Here is a 19,259-nt window from a genome sequence, read left to right on the forward strand (position 1 = left end):
GCCTTGACACGCCTGCTCGACCGCCAAAACACTGAAAGATCGGGTTCGGGAGGGGCAGACCGGGGCGTAGCGAAGCGAAGCCCGGCGCCCTACCCACCCGCGTAGCGGCTACACAGCCAAGGGATAACGAGCACGAACCCGAAACCCCCCATCCTCGGTGGAGCAGGTCTCCAAACTCCCGCCGAGCAACCGGGCCCGCTCCGCCAGCCCAGTCAACCCGTACCCGCCGGAAGGCAACTCAGCCACCGCCTCACAAGGCGGCCGCTCGTTGCACACCTCCACGCTCAACGCCCCGTCCTCGCCACGGACGAGCACCGTCGCGGTAGCCCCGGGCGCGTGTTTGCGGACGTTGGTCAGCGCCTCCTGCACCGTCCGGTACGCCGCGGCCGACACCTTCGGCGGCACCTCTTCCGGCACCTCGTCCATGGTCAGCCGCACGGCGACCGCGCTGTTGTGCACCAGCCGCCCCAGCTCGGCGATGCCCGGTTGCGGGCCCTCGTCGACCAGCCCGGACCGCAGCACCCCCACCAGCGACCGCAGTTCCTCCAGCGTGCGGGTGGACAGCTGCCGGATGACCTCGGCGGTCTGCCGGGCCGAGGGCGACTCCTGGGCGGTGAGCACCCCCGCCTGCATCGCGATCAGGGTGATGTCGTGGGAGACCACGTCGTGCATCTCGCGCGCGAGCCGGGCCCGTTCCTCGGCGCGCACGGCGTCCGCGGTGAGCTTGCGTTCCCGGTCGCGGCTGGCGGCCAGCTCACCCAGCTTCTGCGACAGCTGCGCGCGGGCGCCGATCAGCAGCCCGATCGCGATCGGCATCCCGGCCACCAGGACACCGTAAATGCCGTCCAGCACGTGCTCGCGCCAGCTCAGCTGCGCGAAGTCGCTCAACGGCCACTGCACGAACCGGCACATCCACACCAGCGCCGCGCCGACCCACACCTGCCAGTGGGTCTGCTTGCGGGTGGCGAGCATGCCCAGCGCGATCATCGCGGCCAGCTGCGACCAGCCGGTGAGGAACCCGGGCACGGTCAGCAGCACCACGCCGAACGGCATCCAGCGGCGCCCGGCCAGCGCCAGGCAGGCGAGCCCGGACAGGTAGATCGAGTACGGCGGCGCCTTCTCGGGGATGACGAGCCAGACGTCGAGCACGGCGATGAGGATCGCGGTGGCGTCGATCGCCAGCGGCGCCCACACCACGCGGCGAGCCAGAGCCGCGCGGCGCGAGCCGCGGTGCGCCCGGTCGGCGGCCCCCGCGCCTGGGCCGCCGACCGAAATCCCGATGGAGAGTCCCTCGGTGCTCATGGTTTGGACCTCACTCGTCTTGTGGACTGCCTATGAGAGTCCGAGATCACCCGATCGGGACGCGAGTGGGCGCAACAATGTGCGGATGCTAACGGGGACGTGTGGGGTGGCGGTGAACTCCGCGCCCGACGCTCAGAAGTAGGACGGGAACTGATCGCCCGACGGCCAGCTCGTCACCGCGCGGTAGGCGGTCCACAGCGCGGCGTCGATGTCGCTGTAGGACAGGCCGGACGCGTCGTCCCGCTGGTTGAACAGCACCGCCCAGCTCGCCCCCTGGTAGTTGCGCACCATCAGGGTGTAGGTGCCGGGCAGCGAGCCGTCGTGCCACGTGTTGCGCCCGGTGCCGCCGCTGACCGGGCGCACCAGCCAGCCCAGCCCGTAGTACGAGCCGCCGCTGCCGATCCCGGTCTCCGGTTGCGCGAACACCTGGCCCAGCGAAGCGCTGTTCAGCACCGCGGACGGCTGGTCGAACACGCGCGCCCAGCGGACCAGGTCGACCGCCGACGCGATCCAGCCGCCGTTGGCGCCGTGGACGCGCATGCTGAACGTGCCGTACGGGCTGGGCACGGTCGCCCCGGAGGAGTCGAGCACCGTCACGCCGCTGTACTGGGACCGGTACGGCACCTCGCCGGTGTGCCGGGCGATGCTCCAGCCCTGCGCCATCCGCGTGATCCCGAGCGGGGCGAGCAGCTTCTGCCGCACGTAGTCCGCGTAGGCCAGGCCGGTGACCTCCTCGATGACCCGCCCGGCGAGCAGGTACCCGAAGTTGGAGTAGGCGTACGTGGTGCCGGGCGTGTGGTCCAGCGGCCGCCCGGCCATGTAGCGGATGACGTCGTCCGGGTACAGCTCCAGCGGCACGCCGAGCGCACGCGAGATCGTGCGGTCGGCGAAGTTCGGGTCGCCGGAGATCGCGCGGTCCCAGCCACCCAGGTGCTGCAGCAGCCGTCGCACGGTGATCTGCGGCCAGCGGGCGTCGGCGGTGGCAGGCAGGTCCAGGATCGAGGTGACCGGCGTGTCCAGTGCCAGCTGCCCGTCCTGGGCGAGCCGCAGCACGGCGGCGGCGGTGATCGGCTTGGACAGGCTGGCGATCCGGAACAGCGACGTCGGCTGCACCGTCAGCGTGCTGTCGGTGCTGTAGCCGCGGGCGAGGACGAGCCGGCCGCCGTAGGTGACGGCGAGCTGCCCGGCCGGGATGCCCCGCGCCTGCATGAACGTCTTCATCTGGGCGTCGAAGGCGCTCAACGCCGCCACCGCGGTGCCGGTGGCCCGCCACGTCGCCGCGTGCGCCGTCCCGGTGAGCGCGCCACCGGCGAGGAGCCCGGCGCCGGCGGCGCCGGTGAGCCTGCCGAAGGTCCGCCGGGACAGGGGAGTGCGGTGCATGTGATCAGTCAACACGGGCCGCGCAAGCGAAAGGCCCGCCGGCGAGCGCCGGCGGGCCTTCGTCCTGACTCAGATCACGCCGTCGGCGGCTGGTACACGTTCGACAGCTTGCTCGCCGCCGTGCGGTCCAGCAGCCACAGCGTCCGCCGCTGGCCGCGGGCGCCCGCCACGGGCACCTGCACCTCGCCCGCGCCGGACAGGGCCAGCGCGACGGCGTCGGCCTTCGCCTCACCCGTCGTCATCAGCCAGACGTCGTGCGAGCGCCGGATCGCGGGCAGCGTCAGCGACACGCGCGTCGGCGGCGGCTTCGGGCAGTTGCGCACCGCCACCACCGACCGCTCCGTCTCGTACACCGCGGGCGACTCGGGGAACACCGACGCGGTGTGGCCCTCGCCGCCGAGACCGAGCAGGCAGATGTCGAACTGCGGCACGTCGCCGTGGTCCTCCGGCCGCGCGTTGTCCGCCAGCACCTGCGCGTACGCCGCCGCGGCCGCGTCCACGTCGTCGCCGAACTCGCCGTCCGACGCCGCCATCGCGTGCACCCGCTTCGGGTCGACGGGCACGTGATCCAGCAGCGCCTCGCGGGCCTGCTTCTCGTTGCGCTCGTCGTCGTCCGCGGGCACGAACCGCTCGTCGCCCCAATAGAGGTCCAGCCGCGACCAGTCCACCGCGTCCCGGGCGGGGGAGCGGCGCAGCTGCTCCAGCACCGCGATCCCGGTGCCGCCGCCGGTCAGCACCAGCGACGCCGAACCCTTCGCGGCCTGCAGGTCCACCAGCCGCGTCACCAGCCGGGCCGCCGCGGCAGCCGCCAGCAGCTCACCGTTGGCGTAGACCACCACTTCGGAAGAGGCCATCACGCGCTCGCCTTCGCCGACTTCGCGGGCTTCTTCGCGGGCGCCTTCTTCTTGGCGGCGCCCGCCGAACCCGAGGCCAGCTTGTCCAGGCCCTGCAGCGACGCCTCGAACACCTCGTCCGGGTCGAGCCGCCGCAGCTCCTCGATCAGGCAGTCCTTGGTGTTGCGCCGGTGCAGCGCGATCCGCCGCGTCGGCTGGCCCGGCTGCATGAGCGTGCCCACCTTGCCGTCCGGCCGGTGCAGCGCGATCGCGCCCGAGCGGCGCTCCAGCTCCACCGACACGATGCCCTGCGCGGTGGTCGTCTTGACCCGGCGCACCGGCACCTTCAGGTACTCGGCGAGCCAGCCCGCGAGCAGCTCCGTCGACGGCGAGTCGGCCTCACCGGTCACCGTGGCGCCGGTGACCTTCTCGTACGGCGGCAGGTCCAGCGCCGCGACCAGCTGGGCGCGCCAGTTGGTCAGCCGCGTCCACGCCAGGTCCGTGTCGCCCGGCACGTACGCCTTCCGGCGCGCCGCCAGAGCCCTTATCGGGTTGCGCTCCGCCGCCGAGTCGGTGATCCGGCGCTGCGCCAGCTCCCCGATCGGGTCCTGCGCCGGCACCTTCGGGCCGGAGCTGGGCCACCACGCCACGATCGGCGCGTCGGGCAGCAGCAGCGGGATCACCGCGCTCTGGCCCTGCGACGCCAGCGGCCCGTACAGCCGCAGGATGATGACCTCGCTCGCGCCGGCGTCGCCGCCGACGCGGATCTGCGCGTCGATGCGGGCCGCGGCTGTGCGCGACCCGCGGGCCAGCACGATCACCCGGCACGGGTGCTCGCGGCTGGCCTCGTTGGCCGCGTCGATGTGCTCCTCCAGGTGCTCGCCGTCGTCGTCGACGATCACCAGCGTCAGCACCCGGCCCAGCGCCACCGCGCCACCGCGCTCACGCAGTTCGACCATCTTGCGGTTGACCTGCGAGGTCGTGGTCGAAGGCAGGTCGATGATCACGGGCGCCTCCAGTTCCGGCCGCTGCGCTCCAGGACCTCGTCCGCCGACGGCGGACCCCAGGTGCCCGGGGGATAGGGCTCGGGCGTGCCGTTCTTCGCCCAGAACTCCAGGATCGGGTCGAGGATCTGCCAGGACAGCTCGACCTCTTCGTTGACCGGGAACAGCGACGGCTCGCCGAGCAGCACGTCCAGGATCAGCCGCTCGTAGGCCTCCGGCGACGACTCGGTGAACGCGTGCCCGTAGCCGAAGTCCATCGTGACGTCGCGGACCTCCATCGTGGTGCCCGGCACCTTCGAGCCGAACCGCAGCGTCACGCCCTCGTCCGGCTGCACCCGGATCACCAGGGCGTTCTGCCCCAGCTCCTCCGTCGAGGTGTAGTCGAACGGCAGGTGCGGCGCCCGCTTGAACACGACGGCGATCTCGGTGACCCGGCGGCCCAGCCGCTTGCCGGTGCGCAGGTAGAACGGCACCCCCGCCCAGCGGCGGTTCTGCACCTCCAGCGACACCGCGGCGTAGGTCTCGGTGGTCGAGTCCTTCGCGAACCCGGCCTCCTGCAGCAGGCCCGGCACCTTCTTGCCGCCCTGCCAGCCGCCGGTGTACTGGCCGCGCGCCGTCGTTTCGGCGAACGGCTGCATCGGCTTGGTGGCCCGCAGGACCTTGATCTTCTCCGCCCGCAGCGCGCGCGGCTCGAACGACAGCGGCTCCTCCATCGCGGTGAACGCGAGCAGCTGGAGGAGGTGGTTCTGGATCACGTCGCGCGCCGCGCCGATGCCGTCGTAGTACCCGGCGCGACCGCCGAGGCCGATGTCCTCGGCCATGGTGATCTGCACGTGGTCGACGTAGTTGGCGTTCCAGATCGGCTCGAACAGCTGGTTCGCGAAGCGCAGCGCGAGGATGTTCTGGACGGTCTCCTTGCCGAGGTAGTGGTCGATGCGGAACACCGACTCCTCGGGGAAGACGTCGTTGACGATCGCGTTGAGCTCCTTGGCGCTGGCCAGGTCGTGGCCGAACGGCTTCTCGATCACCACGCGGCGCCACGACTCGTCGTCGGACTGCGCCAGGCCCGAACGGGCCAGCTGCTTGGTCACCACCGGGAACGCGCTGGGCGGGATCGACAGGTAGAACGCGGTGTTGCCACCGGTGCCGCGCTCGGCGTCCAGCTCGCGCACGGTCTGCGCGAGCCGGTCGAACGCGTCGTCGTCGTCGAACGTGCCCTGCACGAACCGGATGCCCTCGGCGAGCCGGTTCCACACCGACTCGCGGAACGGGGTCCGGGCGTGCTCGGCGACCGCGTCGTGCACGAGCTGCCCGAAGTCCTCGTTCTCCCAGTCCCGCCGCGCGAAGCCGACCAGCGAGAACCCGGCGGGCAGCAGCCCGCGGTTGGCCAGGTCGTAGATCGCCGGCATCAGCTTCTTGCGGGAGAGGTCACCGGTGACGCCGAAGATCACCAGGCTGGACGGCCCGGCGATCCTCGGCAGCCGCTTGTCGCGAGGATCCCTGAGTGGGTTGCTCCACCCCTTATTGCTCACTCGGCCTCCTGTACCGCGCGCATGAGCTCAGCCAGGCCCGCGGCCCGGTCGGTCAGGTGCAGCCGCAGCACCGGACGGCCGCGCTCGGTCAGCACCTGGCCGTCGCCGAGCGCCTGCGCGTGCTGCAGCTGGCCCAGGGTGTAGGGCCGGTCCGGCACGTCGAGGTCGTCCTCGTTCGCGCCGGTGATCTGCAGGAAGATGCCGTTCTGGTGACCGCCCTTGTGGTACTGGCCGGTCGAGTGCAGGAACCGCGGCCCCCACCCGAAGGTGGTCTGCAGCCCGGTCCGCTTCGCCAGCTCGGGACGCAGCAGCGCCGCCGAGGCGTCGTCGAGCCGGTCCAGGTAGGCCTGCACCGCGAGGTAGCCGCCCTCCGGCGCGGTCGCCAGGAACTCCCGCAGCACGTCGGACAGCGAGCCGTCGCCCGAGACGCCGGCCGGGGCGAAGATCTCCACCGCGTCGTCCACCGTGGTCGGCGTCTCGCCGCCGGTCAGCTTCGACGGGTCGTCCAGCAGCGAACGGGCGGCCTTCTTCGCGGCCTCCACGTCCGGCTGGTCGAACGGGTTGATCTTCAGCAGCCGTCCGGCGATCGCGGTGGCGAACTCCCACAGCAGGAACTGCGCGCCGAGCGAGCCGGTGGTGGCCACCTTGGCGGCGCCGGTGACCGGGCCGATCGCGACCGGGGTCGCGTCGGCGCCCGCGTCGGCGAAGCCGGGGGCGGCCGGGCCGTCCACGGCGACCGGCAGCAGGCCGGTGCCGAGCTTGCCGGTGGACTCGGCGATCAGCTGCTCCGCCCAGTCGGCGAACCCGGTGATGCCGGAGCCGGTGTCGGCCAGCACGACCTTCTCCGCGCCGGCGTTGTGCGCGGCGGCCCACGCGGCGGCCAGCTTGACCGCCGGGTTGTCGGCGCTGTCGGCGCCGAGCACCTGCGCGGCGGCCGCGGCCTGGTCGAGCAGCCGGGCGATGTCCGCACCGGCCAGCCCGGCGGGCACCAGCCCGAACGCGGTGAGCGCCGAGTAGCGCCCGCCCACGTGCGGGTCGGCGAGGAACACCTTGCGGTACCCCTCCTTCTCGGCCAGCTCGGACAGCGGCGAACCGGGGTCGGTGACCACGACGATCCGCCGGGCCGCGTCGATCCCGTTGTCCGCGAACGCCTTCGCGAAGATCCGGCGGTGGCTGTCGGTCTCCACCGTGCCGCCGGACTTCGACGACACCACCAGCACCGTGCGCTGGAGGTCGCCGGCGAGCGCGTCGGCGACCTGGCCCGGGTCGGTGGTGTCCAGCACGGTCAGCGCGACGTTCTCGGTCGCCGCGATGACCTCCGGCGCGAGCGACGAGCCACCCATGCCGGCCAGGACGATCCGGTCGACGCCCTCGCCGCGCAGCTCCTCGCGCAGCGCCTCGATCTCGCCGATCAGCGGGCGCGACGACTTGTGCAATGTGGTCCAGGACAGCCGGATCGAGGCCTCGGACTCGGCGTCGGGGCCCCACAGGGTGGGGTCCTGCGCCGCGACCTTGGACGCGACCTGGTCGGCGACGAGCTCGTCGACCAGCGGGGCCGCTTGCGCGGCCAGCTCCTCGTCGCTGATCGTGACGGTCAGCTCTTCCCCCACCACGGCGTCAGCCCTTCGCCTTCTCGAGCTGCCCGGTGACGGTCTCCAGCAGCTCGGCCCAGGACTTGTCGAACTTCTCCACGCCCTCGTCCTCCAGCGTGCGGAAGACGTCCGGGATGTCGATGCCCACCGCGGCGAGCTTGTCGAACACCTCCTGCGCCTGTGCGCCGGTGCCGGTGACCTTGTCGCCCTCGACCTTGGCGTGGTCGGCGGCGGCGAGCAGCGTCTTCTCCGGCATGGTGTTGACCGTGCCGGCCACGACGAGCTGGTCCACGTAGCGGGTGTCCGAGTAGGACGGGTCCTTCACGCCGGTGGAGGCCCACAGCGGGCGCTGCGGCCGGGCGCCCGCGGCGGCCAGCGCCTGCCAGCGGTCGGTGGCGAACAGCTCCTCGTAGGCGGCGTAGGCCAGGCGGGCGTTGGCGATGGCGGCCTCGCCGCGCAGCGCCTTGGCCTCGTCGGTGCCGATCGCGTCCAGCCGCTTGTCGATCTCGGTGTCCACCCGGGACACGAAGAACGAGGCGACCGATTCGATCGTGGCGAGGTCGTGGCCGTTGGCCTTGGCCTGCTCCAGCCCGGCGAAGTAGGCCTCGATCACCGCGCGGTAGCGCTCGACCGAGAAGATCAGCGTGACGTTGACGCTGATGCCCTCGGCCAGGGTCTTGGTGATCGCGGGCAGGCCCTCCTCGGTGGCCGGGATCTTGACGAGGATGTTCGGCCGGTCGACGGTCTTCCACAGGTCCTGCGCCTCGGCGGCCGTCTTGTCGGCGTCGCGGGCCAGGCGCGGGTCGACCTCGATCGACACGCGGCCGTCCACCCCGTTCGTGCGGGTGTAGATGTCGCGGAACAGGTCCGCGGCGTTGCGCACGTCGGTGGTGGTCAGCTCGCGGACGGCGGCGTGCACGTCCGCGCCGCGGGCGGCCAGCTCGCGGACCTGGGCGTCGTAGGACTCGCCGTCGGCCAGCGCGTTGGCGAAGATCGTCGGGTTGGTGGTCACGCCGGTCACGTGACGGTCGCGGATGAGCTCGGCCAGGTTGCCGGAGTTCAGCCGTTCGCGCGACAGGTCGTCGAGCCAGATGGACACGCCGGCCTGAGACAGCTGAGCAAGGTTGTCGCTCATGACTTCATCCCCTTTGCGGTGATTCAGGAGTTCTTGGTCTTGGCGAGCGAGCGGCGCGCGGCGTCGACCACGGCGTCGGCGGTGAACCCGAACTCGCGGAACAGGGTCTGGTAGTCGGCCGAGGCCCCGAAATGCTCGATCGAGACGATCTCACCGGCGTCGCCGACCCAGCGGTACCACGGCTGCGCGATGCCGGCCTCCACCGACACGCGGGCCTTTACCCCGCTGGGCAGGACCGACTCGCGGTACGCCTCGTCCTGCGCCTCGAACCACTCGACGCACGGCACCGACACGACCCGGGTGGGCACGCCGTCGGCCTCCAGCGTCTTGCGCGCCTCGACGGCCAGCTGGACCTCCGAACCGGTCGCCATCAGCACGACCTCCGGGGTGCCGGAGGAGGCCTCGGCGAGCACGTAGGCGCCCTTGGCGACCTTGTCCGCCGTGGTGCCCTCGAGCACCGGGACGTTCTGGCGGGTCAGCGCCAGGCCCGACGGGTGGCGCTTGTCCTCCAGCGCGGCCTTCCACGCGCCCGCGGTCTCGTTGGCGTCGGCGGGCCGGACCACGTTCAGGCCCGGGATGGCGCGCAGCGAGGCCAGGTGCTCGATCGGCTGGTGCGTCGGGCCGTCCTCGCCGAGGCCGATCGAGTCGTGCGTCCACACGTAGATGACCGGCGCGTGCATCAGCGCGGCCAGCCGCACCGGCGGGCGCATGTAGTCGCTGAACACCAGGAAGGTGGCGCCGTAGGGCCGGGTGCCGCCGTGCAGCGCGATGCCGTTGAGGATCGAGCCCATGGCGTGCTCGCGGACACCGAAGTGCAGCGTGCGGCCGTAGGGGTTGGCCTTCCACATGCCGGTGGAGGCCTTCTCCGGGCCGAACGAGTCGGCGCCCTTCATGGTGGTGTTGTTGCTCTCGGCCAGGTCGGCCGAACCGCCCCACAGCTCCGGCAGCACGTCGGCCAGCGCGTTGAGGACCTCGCCGGAGGCCTTGCGGGTCGCGATGCCCTTGGCGTCGGGCTCCCAGCTCGGCAGCTTCTCGGCCCAGCCCTCGGGCAGGTCGCGGGTGGCCAGCCGGTCGGCGAGCTTCTTGCGCTCCGGGTTGGCGGCGGCCCACGCATCGAAGCGCTCCTGCCACGCGGCGCGCTCCTGCTTGCCGCGCTCCAGCGCCTTGCGCGTGTGCTCGATCACCTCGTCGTCGACCTGGAAGCTGCGCTCCGGGTCGAAGCCGAGGATCTTCTTGACCGCGGCGACCTCCTCGGCGCCCAGCGCGGCGCCGTGCGCCTTGCCGGTGTTCATCTTGTTCGGCGCCGGGTAGCCGATCACGGTGCGCAGCAGGATGAACGACGGGCGGGTGGTCTCCGCCTTGGCGGCCGCGATGGCCTCCTCGATCGCGACGACGTCCTCGCCGCCCTCGACGACCTGGACGTGCCAGCCGTAGGCCTCGTACCGCTTCGCGGTGTCCTCGGACAGCGCGATGTTGGTGTCGTCCTCGATCGAGATCTTGTTGTCGTCGTAGATGACGACCAGGTTGCCCAGCTCCTGGCGGCCCGCGATGGACGACGCCTCGGAGGTGACGCCCTCCTCGATGTCGCCGTCGGAGGCGATCACGAAGATGTGGTGGTCGAAGATGCTCTCGCCGGGCGCGGCGTCCGGGTCGAGCAGGCCGCGCTCGCGGCGGGCGGCCATCGCCATGCCGACCGCGTTGGCCAGGCCCTGGCCGAGCGGGCCGGTGGTGGTCTCCACGCCCTTGGTGTGCTGGTACTCCGGGTGGCCCGGGGTCTGCGAGCCCCACTTGCGCAGCTGCTTGAGGTCCTCCAGCTCGAGGCCGTAGCCGGCGAGGTACAGCTGGATGTAGAGCGTCAGGCTGGAGTGCCCGGCGGACAGGACGAACCGGTCACGCGCCGGCCACTCCGGGTCGCTCGGGTCGTGGCGCATGATCCGCTGGAAGAGCGAGTACGCCACCGGCGCCAGGCTCATCGCGGTGCCGGGGTGACCGCTGCCGCAGTTCTCGACCGCGTCGGCGGCCAGCACCCGGACGGTGTCGACCGCGCGGGTGTCGAGGTCGGTCCAGTCGGCGGGCAGGTTCCGCCGCAGCAGTGGGTTGTTCTCGCTGATGGAGGCGATATCGGACACTGAACTCGAACTCCCCGTCCTTGTCTGTGACTTCTTCTGTCGTGGGGGTCTTCGCGCGCGCAGGCTCCACTCATCTCAATCGATCCCGAAGAGACGATATTCCTGCTAGCGGGCGTGCGCACGACCACAAGCGCAAACCCCGGCGCCAGCCTAGTAGGTCGGGTACCCGGCGGCTCCGGGGCCGACACACGCGGCTCGCGCACCCCGGTGCGCGCAGGGTGCGAGCCCGGCGATTACGATCGGTTGCGGTGCCGGGCTGCCCCGGTGCCACCCGAATCTGACTCAGGGAGCGGAATTGTCGTTGGTGAACGCTGCGCACGGGCGCAGTGACAGCACCAGCGCTGTCGACCCCGGAGGCGAGCGCCCGCGTGGTCTGCGGCGCGTGAGCCGGATCGTCGGCGCCTACGTCGCCCTGACCAAGCCTCAGGTCATCGAGCTGCTGCTGGTCACCACCATCCCGGCGATGTTCCTCGCCGCGCGCACGATCCCGTCGCCGTGGCTGATCCTGGCGACGCTGGTCGGCGGCACCATGGCCGCGGGCAGCGCGAACGCGCTGAACTGCGTGATCGACGCCGACATCGACAAGGTGATGAACCGGACCAAGCGGCGCCCGCTGGTCCGCGACTCGGTGCCGCGGCGCAACGCGCTGGTGTTCGCGCTGGCGCTGGGCGCCGGCTCGTTCGCGATGCTGTACTTCACGGTGAACCTGCTGGCCGCCGTGCTGGCGATCGCGACGATCCTGTTCTACATCTTCGTCTACACGCTGGTGCTCAAGCGGCGCACGGCGCAGAACGTGGTGTGGGGCGGCGCGGCGGGCTGCATGCCGGTGGTGATCGGCTGGGCCGCGGTCACCGGCACGGTGCAGTGGCCCGCGTTCGTGATGTTCGCCGTCATCTTCTTCTGGACGCCGCCGCACACCTGGGCGCTGGCCATGAAGTACCGCGACGACTACGAGCGCGCCGGCGTGCCGATGCTGCCGGTGGTCGCCACGCCGGAGCACGTGGCCCGCCAGATCCTCATCTACTCGTGGGTGATGGTCGGCTGGACGCTGCTCCTGCTGCCCGCGACGAGCTGGCTGTACGCGAGCTTCGCGGTGCTGGCCGGGTCCTGGTTCCTCTTCTACGCGCACCGCCTCTACTCGGGCGTCCGGCGCGGCGTGGAGACCAAGCCGATGGCCCTGTTCCACCGGTCGAACACGTACCTGATGATCCTGTTCTGCGCGCTCGCGGTCGACTCGGCGATCGGTCTGCCCACGCTCGGCCTGCCGTTCTGACGCTCGGCCGGGAATCTTCCGGCGCTCGCCTTCGTTGGGTTCCAGGCCGACTTGTCACCCGATGCCGAAAGCAGGTTGCTCTTGTCCGTGGCTGAGGACCGGGAACCCCAGAACACGACCGACCTTCAGCACGAGCAGGACTACGTGTCCATGCTCTACCGCAGGCTCGACGCCGAGCGCACCACCGCCGAACGGCGCCTGGAGCGGGCGCTGCGCTCGCACGGGGAGACCCCGCAGGAGAGCGCCGAGCGGGACGCCGCCAGCAGCCTCCACCACGAGCGGCTCGCGCAGCTCGGCTCCGTCGAGCAGGGCCTGTGCTTCGGCAGGCTCGACTTCCACGGCGAACAGGCGCCCGCCTACATCGGGCGGCTCGGCCTGTTCGACGAGGACGGCGACTACGAGCCGCTGCTGCTGGACTGGCGCGCGCCCGCCGCGCGGCCGTTCTACCTGGCCACCGCCGCCTCACCGGAGGGCGTGCGGCGCCGCAGGCACATCCGCACGCTGAGCCGCAAGGTCGTCGGCCTCGACGACGAAATCCTCGACCTGCGCGCCGTCGACGGGCAGCAGGCCGACCTGGGCCTGGCCGGCGAGGCCGCCCTGCTCGCCGCCCTGGAGCGCAAGCGCACGGGTGAGATGAGCGACATCGTCGCCACCATCCAGGCGGAGCAGGACGACATCATCCGCGACGACCTCAGCGGCGTCGTCGTGGTCCAGGGCGGGCCGGGCACCGGCAAGACCGCCGTGGCCCTGCACCGGGCCGCCTACCTCCTCTACACCTACCGCCAGCAGCTCGCCTCCCGCGGCGTGCTCGTGGTCGGGCCGAACAGCACGTTCCTGCACTACATCGGCCAGGTCCTGCCGTCGCTGGGCGAGACCGGGGTGCTGCTGTCCACGATCGGGCAGCTGTTCCCCGGCATCCGGGCGCGCGGCGCGGACAGCCGCGCGGCGGCCGAGGTCAAGGGCAGGCTGGCCATGGTCGACGTGCTCACCAGGGCCGTCGCCGACCGCCAGCAGGTGCCGGAGGAGCGGTTCGAGGTCGCCTTCGACGACGACGTACTGGTGCTCGACCGCGCCGTCGTCGAGCGGGCGCGCGACAAGGCCCGGCGCACCCGCCGCCCGCACAACCTGGCGCGCCGCGTGTTCGTCGACGCGATGCTGGACGCGCTGACCGAGCGGGCCGCTGTGCGCATGGAGGTCGACCTCTTCGAGGGGGTCCCCGACATCCCGCTCGCGGAGGGCGAAGACGCCGACGCGCCCGTGCTGGACGCGGGGGACCGGGTGGAGATCCGCAAGGAACTCGCCGAATCCGAGACCGTCGCCGCGGCGATCGACGAGCTGTGGCCGAAGATCACCCCGCAGCGGCTGCTGCGCGACCTGTTCGCCGAGCCGGACCGCCTGCTGTCCGCGTCCGGGGGGCTGCTCTCCGACGACGACCGCGCGGCGCTGAAGCGCCCTGCCCGCTCGCCCTGGACGCCGGGCGACGTGCCGCTGCTCGACGAGCTGGCCGAGCTGCTCGGCGAGGACGACGAGGCCGAGCGCGCCGCGCGCGAACGGCGCGAGCGCGAGGAGCGCGCCTACGCCGAAGGTGTGCTCGACATCATGGACCAGGACGAGGAGCTCCTGGACGAGGACCAGATCAACATCGCCGACATCCTGGACGCCGAGCTGTTCGCCGAGCGGCAGGAACGCAGCAGCCACCTGACGGCGGCGCAGCGCGCGGCCCGCGACCGCACCTGGACGTTCGGGCACGTCATCGTCGACGAGGCGCAGGAGCTGTCCGCGATGGACTGGCGGCTGCTGATGCGCCGCTGCCCGAGCCGGTCGATGACCGTCGTCGGCGACGTCGCCCAGACCGGCGCGCCGGGCGGCGCGTCGTCGTGGCGGGACATGCTCGGCCACTACGTCGGGGACCGCTGGCGGCTGCGTGAGCTGACCGTCAACTACCGGACCCCGGTGGAGATCATGAACCGGGCCGCCGAGGCGCTGCGCGAGGTGGACCCGGACCTGCGGGTGCCGACGTCGGTGCGGGAAACCGGCGTCGAGCCGTGGCGTGCGCCGCTCGGCGAGCGCCCGCTGGCGTCCATCGTGGACGAAGAGGTGGCGGCCGCGGACGGCGGCACCGTCGCGGTGCTGGTCCCGGCGGCCAGGCTGGGCACGGTCCGGTCCGAACTGGACGGTCACGGCGACGCGGTGTCGGTGCTCACCGTCGCCGAGGCCAAGGGGCTCGAGTTCGACGGCGTCGTGGTGCTCGCGCCGGAGGAAATCGTGGCGGAGTCGCCGCGCGGCTGGAACGACCTCTACGTCGCCTATACCCGTGCCACGCAACGGCTCGGCATCTTGTACTCCGCCGGACGGCCGACGTCAACGCCCGGTTAAGGTGTCGCCATGCGTAACGCTGGCAAGATCGTGCTCGCGGCGGCAGCCGCCCTCGCTCTCGGGGCCTGCGCGCCCGACCAGGACCCGTCTTCCTTCCCGCCCGGTGGCGGCCCGACCTACCCGGCGCCCGAGCCGGCGGCGGCGTCCGCGAGCGCCTCGGCGGGGCACGACACGGGCAGCGCCGCGCACGAGTGCACCGCGGACGACATCACCGTGACCGGTGACTTCGGCGCCAAGCCGACGATCACGATCCCGGACACCTGCAGCGCGCCGACCAAGCTGCTGACGAAGGACCTGAAGCCGGGCACCGGCGCCACCGCCCACGCCGGCAGCACGCTGCAGATGGACTACGACCTGGTGACCTGGTCGGACAAGGTCGACCAGCAGAACTCGTTCGGCTCGGCGCCGTTCTCGTTCGCGCTGGGCGAGGGCACCGCGATCCCGGGCTGGGACCAGGGCCTGGAGGGCATCAAGCAGGGCGGCCGCCGCCTGCTGGTCATCCCGCCGGACCTGGGCTACGGCGCCCGCGGCAACGGCCCGATCAAGCCGAACGAGACGCTCGTCTTCGTCGTCGACGCCGTCCAGGTCGCCGGCTGACGCTCGGTGACAGCCGCGGGGGAGCCGGGCCGGCGGCAGGGTCCGCTGGCGGATGAGTGACCCCGGGCTCTGCCTGCGGCAGTCGGCCTCGTCCGGGTGATGGCCGGGCTGTCGGGCCACGGGCCGGGTAGCGGGCCTTGCCCCGCCGCGGACGGTGGCCGCGAGCGCGGCTGAAGAGTGGTCGGCGCCCGGGCGCCGACCGGATCGGAGTCTGACGGATGGACGTCCGCGGAGCGGTCGCGGTGGTCACCGGTGCCTCGTCGGGCATCGGGGCGGCCACCGCGCTCCGGCTGCACGAGGCCGGTGCTCGCCTCGTGCTGCACGGCCGGGACGGCGACCGGCTGGACGCGCTCGCGGAGCGCACCGGCGGGATCACCGTCCGCGCCGACTTCGCCGAGCCCGGCGCGGTGGAGGCCGCTGCGGAGGAGATCGCCGCGCGGGCCGGCCGCGTGGACGTGCTCGTCAACAACGCCGGGATGGGCTACGCCGGGCCGGTGTCCGGGATGTCCGGTGCCGACGTGCGGCGGTTGCTCTCCGTGAACCTGGCCGCGCCGGTCGAACTGACCCGCGCCCTGCTGCCCGCGCTCCTCGACCGCCCCCGGTCGGTGGTGGTCTTCGTCACGTCCATTGCCGGCCGGGCCGGGGTGGCGGGGGAGTCGGTGTACTCGGCGACCAAGGCGGGGGTGGACGTTTTCGCCGAGAGCCTGCGGCTGGAACTCGCCGGTACCGGGGTGCGGGTCGGGGTGGTCGTGCCCGGGGTGGTGGACACCGAGTTCTTCGCCCGCCGCGGCCGTCCCTACCAGCGGCGCAGCCCCCGGCCGGTGCCCGCGGACAAGGTCGCCGCGGCGGTGCTGGCGGCGATCACGGCGGAACGGGCCGAGCAGTACGTCCCGCGATGGCTGAGGTTGCCAATTGCGGTGCGGGGGACCGTGCCCGCGGTGTACCGTGCACTATCTGCCCGGTTCGGGGGTTCGGCTGAGTTCCCGGAATCTTTCCGCCACTGGAAGCGCTGACAAGTGACGTGTTAGTCCCGGTATTCCTCGGATTCGCCGCGGCGTTCCTGTTCGCGGCGTCAGCCGCGCTTCAGCGACGCGCGGTGATCGAGGTTGCCGACAGTGACGTCGACGGGCGCGCCGCGCGGCATCGCGTCCCCGTACTGTGGCTGATCCGCAAGCTCTTGCGCAAGAGGGTGTGGCTCGCGGGATGGGCCACGAACCTGTTGGGCTTTTTCAGCCAAGCCGCCGCGCTGCACTTCGGCTCGATCGCGCTCGTGCAGCCGCTGCTGGTCACCGAACTGCTCTTCGCGCTGCCGATGGCCTCCGCCGCGATCCGCCGCTGGCCGCCGCTGCGGGACTGGCTGGCCGGGCTCGCCATCACCGGCGGCGTGGTGGTGTTCCTCGCGGTCGAGGGCACCGCGCCGCTGGGCGGGTCGCCTGACCAGGGCCGCCTGCTGATCGCGGTGCTGATCGCCGCGGCCACCGTCGTCACCCTCGTGCAGGTGGCCCAGAAGCGGGGCCCGCTGATGCACAGCGCGCTCATCGCCACCGCGGCCGGCATCTGCTACGCGATCAGCGCGGCCATGATGAAGGTGACCACCGACCTGCTGTTGAACGAGGGTGTCGCTCACACGGCGCTCACCTGGCCGGGGTACGTGCTGGCGCTGTCGACCTTCTCCGGGCTGCTGCTCGGGCAGCAGGCTTACGGGTCGGGTTCGCTGTCCGCGGCGATCGCCGTGATGTCCATCGTGAACCCCGCCGCCAGCTATTTCCTGGGGCTACTGGCGTTCAACGCGACGCTGATGACCTCGCCGGGCCCGCTCGCGGCGACCGCAGGCGCGGCCCTCCTGCTGATCCTCGGCGTGTTCGGGCTCGCGCACTCGCCGAGCGTGCAGGCGGAGACGACCCGGTCGGCCCAACACGGGGTTTATCCGGGAAGTGGTAAATTCTCGGGAACCGTTCCATCTCGGTCCCGTTCTTCGGACTCCTTCGCTCAGGATTAATTCAGGTAGCCGGCGTAGGTTTCGGGACCGGCGGGCGGTGGAACCTACAGAGCCTGTCGAGAGTGCGCTGCCCCCGCGCACCCCAGGCAGACCCTTGGAGGCTGGAACCCGTGCACCACCGAGCGTCGTCCGGCGACCGCCATTTGGTGATCGAAATACCGCACCTGCGGAAAACGATCAAGGATGCGGCGATTCTGTTGCTGGAAACGGTCGTCATCCCGTCGGTTCTGCTGGCGTTGTTGTTGCATTTCGTCGGCCTGGTTCCCGCGTTGTGCGCGGTTCTCGGCTGGGCGGCGTTCGTCATCGGCGCGCGGCGCCTGATGAAGCGCGACATGCCCCGCACGTTGCTGCTCTGCACGGCGATGCTGGTCGGACGGGCGGCGTTCGCGCTGGTCACGTCCAGTGCGGTGGTGTACGTGCTGCAACCGGCCGTCGGCTCGGTGCTGATGTTCCTGATCTTCGTCGGCAGCGCGATGATCGGGCGCCCCATCACGGCGCGCCTGGCCAAGGACTTCGTGCGGCTGCCCGCGGAGCTGTTCAAGCACCGCACGGTGAACCGCGTGTTCATCGAGGTGGCGCTGCTCTGGGGCGGCTCGCGGCTGATCGACGCCGCGATGACCATCGGGTTCCTGCACTGGGGCGTCGAGGCGGGCCTGATGTCGCGCGGCATCCTCAGCGGGCTGCTCACCGCGCTGACCGTCGCGGCCTGCGTGGGCCACGGGTGGCGCAAGCTCCGCCGCGACGGCGTGACGCTCCGGCTGGCCGGCCGCCACAGCCCCGCACCAGCCGCCGCCTGACCCCTCCTACCCGCGAGTCCCAGGCTGGAGCGCGCGAGTCCCACACTCCCGGCCGCGAGTTCTGCGTTCGCGCTCGCGAGGTTTCCGTTCGGGTGCGCCGTCAGCGTGAGCCTCGAGCGTGCGTGAGTTTCGCGCTCACTGGGGGAGCGGCCCGGTGGCTCAGGCAGCCGCGCCGGGGCCGGGCAGCAGGTCGACATCCCCGGCGTGCATCGCCTCGCCGCAGTGGTCGCAGCGCAACCCGGCGCCGCTGACCTCGCCGCACGCCCGGTGCCGGTACACCACCGGCGGCCCCGCCTCGCCCGCCAGCCACCGGTCGCCCCAGTGCGCCATCGCCATCAGCACCTCGACGAGCTCCGCGCCCCGCTCCGTCAGCACGTACTCGTAGCGCGGCCGCCGGTCATAGGGCCGTCGCTCCAGCACACCACGCTCCACCAGGTGGTTCAGCCGCTCGGTCAGCACCTTCCGCGAGATGCCCAGATCGGCCTGGATCTGGTCGAACCGGGTCATCCCCGCCCACACGTCCCGCAGCACCAGCGGTGACCACGGTTCCCCGATGACGTCGAGCGTGCGCGCGATCGAGCACGCCATCCCGCCGAAGTTCGTCCGCTGCACGGCCCCGAGTCTACCAATCGGGGTTCCCTGAAGGAACTCATACTGCTACCGTCGGAGTCTCTTGAAGGAACTCTGGGAGGAGCAACCGAGATGAGCAAGGTCATCGCCGCGCACGCGGTCTCCGTCGACGGCTTCATCACCGGCCGCGACCCGCGCCCCGGGCACGGCCTCGGCGACGGCGGGATGCTGTTCGACTGGTACTTCGACGGCGGCACCCCGAGCGGCGTGTTCGACGGCTTCCGGCTGAGCGAGCCCAGCGCCCGGGTGTTCGACGCCCTCGCCGGCCGGGTGGGCGCGATCGTCGCCGGGCGCAACACCTACGAGGACTCCGACCGCTTCGGCGGCGGCAGCCCGCACCCGAAAGCGCGGCTGGTCGTCCTCACCCACCGGGAGGCCCCGGAGATCACCGAGCGGCAGACCCTCGTCACCACCGGCGTCGAGGACGCGATCGCCAGAGCCCGCGAGGCCGCAGGCGGCCGGGACGTCGGCCTCATGGGCGGCGGTGTGGTGACCTCGGCGCTCGCCGCCGGCCTCGTCGACGAGATCGTCCTCCACCAGGTCCCTGTCCTGCTCGGCGCGGGCAGGCGGTTCTTCGGCGAGCTGCCCGCGCACGTGCGGCTCCGCCTGGTCGAGGCCGTCCCGGCGCCGGGGGTCACGCACCTGCACTACGCGGTCGAGCGGTGATTCGCGCGAGCGCC

The 19,259-nt window shown here is 72.0% G+C and carries 16 protein-coding genes; 7 read left to right on the top strand and 9 right to left on the bottom strand.

What is annotated here, in order from left to right:
- Window positions 1-108: 108 nt before the first annotated feature.
- The 8 genes from ACCP09_RS32685 to tkt all read right to left on the bottom strand — a co-directional run bounded on the left by ACCP09_RS32685 (window position 109) and on the right by tkt (window position 10,907).
- Window positions 109-1,302, bottom strand: coding sequence for a sensor histidine kinase (locus ACCP09_RS32685; RefSeq protein ID WP_027928732.1), 1,194 nt, complete (start codon window positions 1,300-1,302; stop codon window positions 109-111).
- Window positions 1,303-1,434: 132 nt separating this feature from the next.
- Window positions 1,435-2,682: a serine hydrolase domain-containing protein gene (locus tag ACCP09_RS32690; RefSeq protein ID WP_433752607.1), complete on the bottom strand. Its 1,248-nt coding sequence runs from the start codon at window positions 2,680-2,682 to the stop codon at window positions 1,435-1,437.
- A 74-nt stretch (window positions 2,683-2,756) separates the two neighbouring features.
- A complete protein-coding gene (pgl, locus tag ACCP09_RS32695; protein ID WP_020421295.1) occupies window positions 2,757-3,536 on the bottom strand; it encodes a 6-phosphogluconolactonase in 780 nt (259 codons plus the stop codon).
- Window positions 3,536-4,522 carry a glucose-6-phosphate dehydrogenase assembly protein OpcA gene (gene opcA, locus ACCP09_RS32700; RefSeq protein ID WP_020421294.1) on the bottom strand — a complete coding sequence of 329 codons (987 nt, stop codon included), beginning with the start codon at window positions 4,520-4,522 and terminating at the stop codon, window positions 3,536-3,538. Before opcA ends, pgl begins: the two co-directional genes overlap by 1 nt.
- Window positions 4,519-6,051 carry a glucose-6-phosphate dehydrogenase gene (gene zwf / locus ACCP09_RS32705; protein ID WP_123685949.1) on the bottom strand — a complete coding sequence of 511 codons (1,533 nt, stop codon included), beginning with the start codon at window positions 6,049-6,051 and terminating at the stop codon, window positions 4,519-4,521. The genes opcA and zwf overlap by 4 nt, the downstream gene beginning before the upstream one ends.
- The gene (locus tag ACCP09_RS32710) at window positions 6,048-7,664 is read right to left on the bottom strand and encodes a glucose-6-phosphate isomerase (protein ID WP_378332324.1); all 1,617 of its coding nucleotides are present in this window, start codon (window positions 7,662-7,664) and stop codon (window positions 6,048-6,050) included. Before ACCP09_RS32710 ends, zwf begins: the two co-directional genes overlap by 4 nt.
- 4 nt (window positions 7,665-7,668) lie before the next feature.
- A complete protein-coding gene (gene tal / locus ACCP09_RS32715; protein WP_027928737.1) occupies window positions 7,669-8,778 on the bottom strand; it encodes a transaldolase in 1,110 nt (369 codons plus the stop codon).
- A gap of 23 nt (window positions 8,779-8,801) precedes the next feature.
- A complete protein-coding gene (gene tkt / locus ACCP09_RS32720; protein WP_433752611.1) occupies window positions 8,802-10,907 on the bottom strand; it encodes a transketolase in 2,106 nt (701 codons plus the stop codon).
- A 295-nt stretch (window positions 10,908-11,202) separates the two neighbouring features.
- Here tkt and ACCP09_RS32725 point away from each other — a divergent pair, with 295 nt between their 5' ends.
- From ACCP09_RS32725 to ACCP09_RS32750, 6 genes are all read left to right on the top strand, one after another.
- The gene (locus ACCP09_RS32725; RefSeq protein ID WP_026153203.1) at window positions 11,203-12,180 is read left to right on the top strand and encodes a heme o synthase; all 978 of its coding nucleotides are present in this window, start codon (window positions 11,203-11,205) and stop codon (window positions 12,178-12,180) included.
- Window positions 12,181-12,267: 87 nt separating this feature from the next.
- Window positions 12,268-14,556, top strand: a complete 2,289-nt coding sequence (locus ACCP09_RS32730; RefSeq protein WP_433752654.1) for an AAA family ATPase — start codon at window positions 12,268-12,270, stop codon at window positions 14,554-14,556.
- 9 nt (window positions 14,557-14,565) lie between these two features.
- On the top strand, window positions 14,566-15,153 hold the full coding sequence (locus ACCP09_RS32735; RefSeq protein WP_017983021.1) for an FKBP-type peptidyl-prolyl cis-trans isomerase: 588 nt from the start codon (window positions 14,566-14,568) through the stop codon (window positions 15,151-15,153).
- A 218-nt stretch (window positions 15,154-15,371) separates the two neighbouring features.
- A complete protein-coding gene (locus ACCP09_RS32740) occupies window positions 15,372-16,166 on the top strand; it encodes an SDR family NAD(P)-dependent oxidoreductase (RefSeq protein ID WP_433752614.1) in 795 nt (264 codons plus the stop codon).
- Between the two features lie 8 nt (window positions 16,167-16,174).
- Entirely contained in the window at window positions 16,175-17,152 is a 978-nt protein-coding gene (locus ACCP09_RS32745) for a DMT family transporter (protein ID WP_027928741.1), read from the top strand.
- A 110-nt stretch (window positions 17,153-17,262) separates the two neighbouring features.
- A complete protein-coding gene (locus tag ACCP09_RS32750) occupies window positions 17,263-17,949 on the top strand; it encodes a hypothetical protein (RefSeq protein WP_027928742.1) in 687 nt (228 codons plus the stop codon).
- A gap of 159 nt (window positions 17,950-18,108) precedes the next feature.
- On the opposite strand, the gene ACCP09_RS32755 is transcribed toward ACCP09_RS32750, so the two are convergent.
- The gene (locus ACCP09_RS32755; RefSeq protein WP_027928743.1) at window positions 18,109-18,561 is read right to left on the bottom strand and encodes a winged helix-turn-helix transcriptional regulator; all 453 of its coding nucleotides are present in this window, start codon (window positions 18,559-18,561) and stop codon (window positions 18,109-18,111) included.
- Window positions 18,562-18,651: 90 nt separating this feature from the next.
- Between ACCP09_RS32755 and ACCP09_RS32760 the strand changes: the two genes are divergently transcribed.
- Window positions 18,652-19,245, top strand: a complete 594-nt coding sequence (locus ACCP09_RS32760; protein ID WP_123685954.1) for a dihydrofolate reductase family protein — start codon at window positions 18,652-18,654, stop codon at window positions 19,243-19,245.
- Window positions 19,246-19,259: the final 14 nt, after the last annotated feature.

Origin of the sequence: Amycolatopsis sp. 3B14 (genome assembly GCF_050958625.1) — a bacterium.
In the GTDB taxonomy this organism is placed as follows: Bacteria; Actinomycetota; Actinomycetes; order Mycobacteriales; family Pseudonocardiaceae; genus Amycolatopsis_E; species Amycolatopsis_E thermoflava.

Bases quoted from the DNA above. Each gene is read 5' to 3' on its own strand.
- ACCP09_RS32685 (WP_027928732.1), bottom strand. From the start codon at position 1,302: ATGAGCACCGAGGGACTCTCCATCGGGATTTCGGTCGGCGGCCCAGGC.
- ACCP09_RS32690 (WP_433752607.1), bottom strand. From the start codon at position 2,682: ATGCACCGCACTCCCCTGTCCCGGCGGACCTTCGGCAGGCTCACCGGC.
- ACCP09_RS32735 (WP_017983021.1), top strand. From the start codon at position 14,566: ATGCGTAACGCTGGCAAGATCGTGCTCGCGGCGGCAGCCGCCCTCGCT.
- tal (WP_027928737.1), bottom strand. From the start codon at position 8,778: ATGAGCGACAACCTTGCTCAGCTGTCTCAGGCCGGCGTGTCCATCTGG.
- ACCP09_RS32760 (WP_123685954.1), top strand. From the start codon at position 18,652: ATGAGCAAGGTCATCGCCGCGCACGCGGTCTCCGTCGACGGCTTCATC.
- pgl (WP_020421295.1), bottom strand. From the start codon at position 3,536: ATGGCCTCTTCCGAAGTGGTGGTCTACGCCAACGGTGAGCTGCTGGCG.
- ACCP09_RS32740 (WP_433752614.1), top strand. From the start codon at position 15,372: ATGGACGTCCGCGGAGCGGTCGCGGTGGTCACCGGTGCCTCGTCGGGC.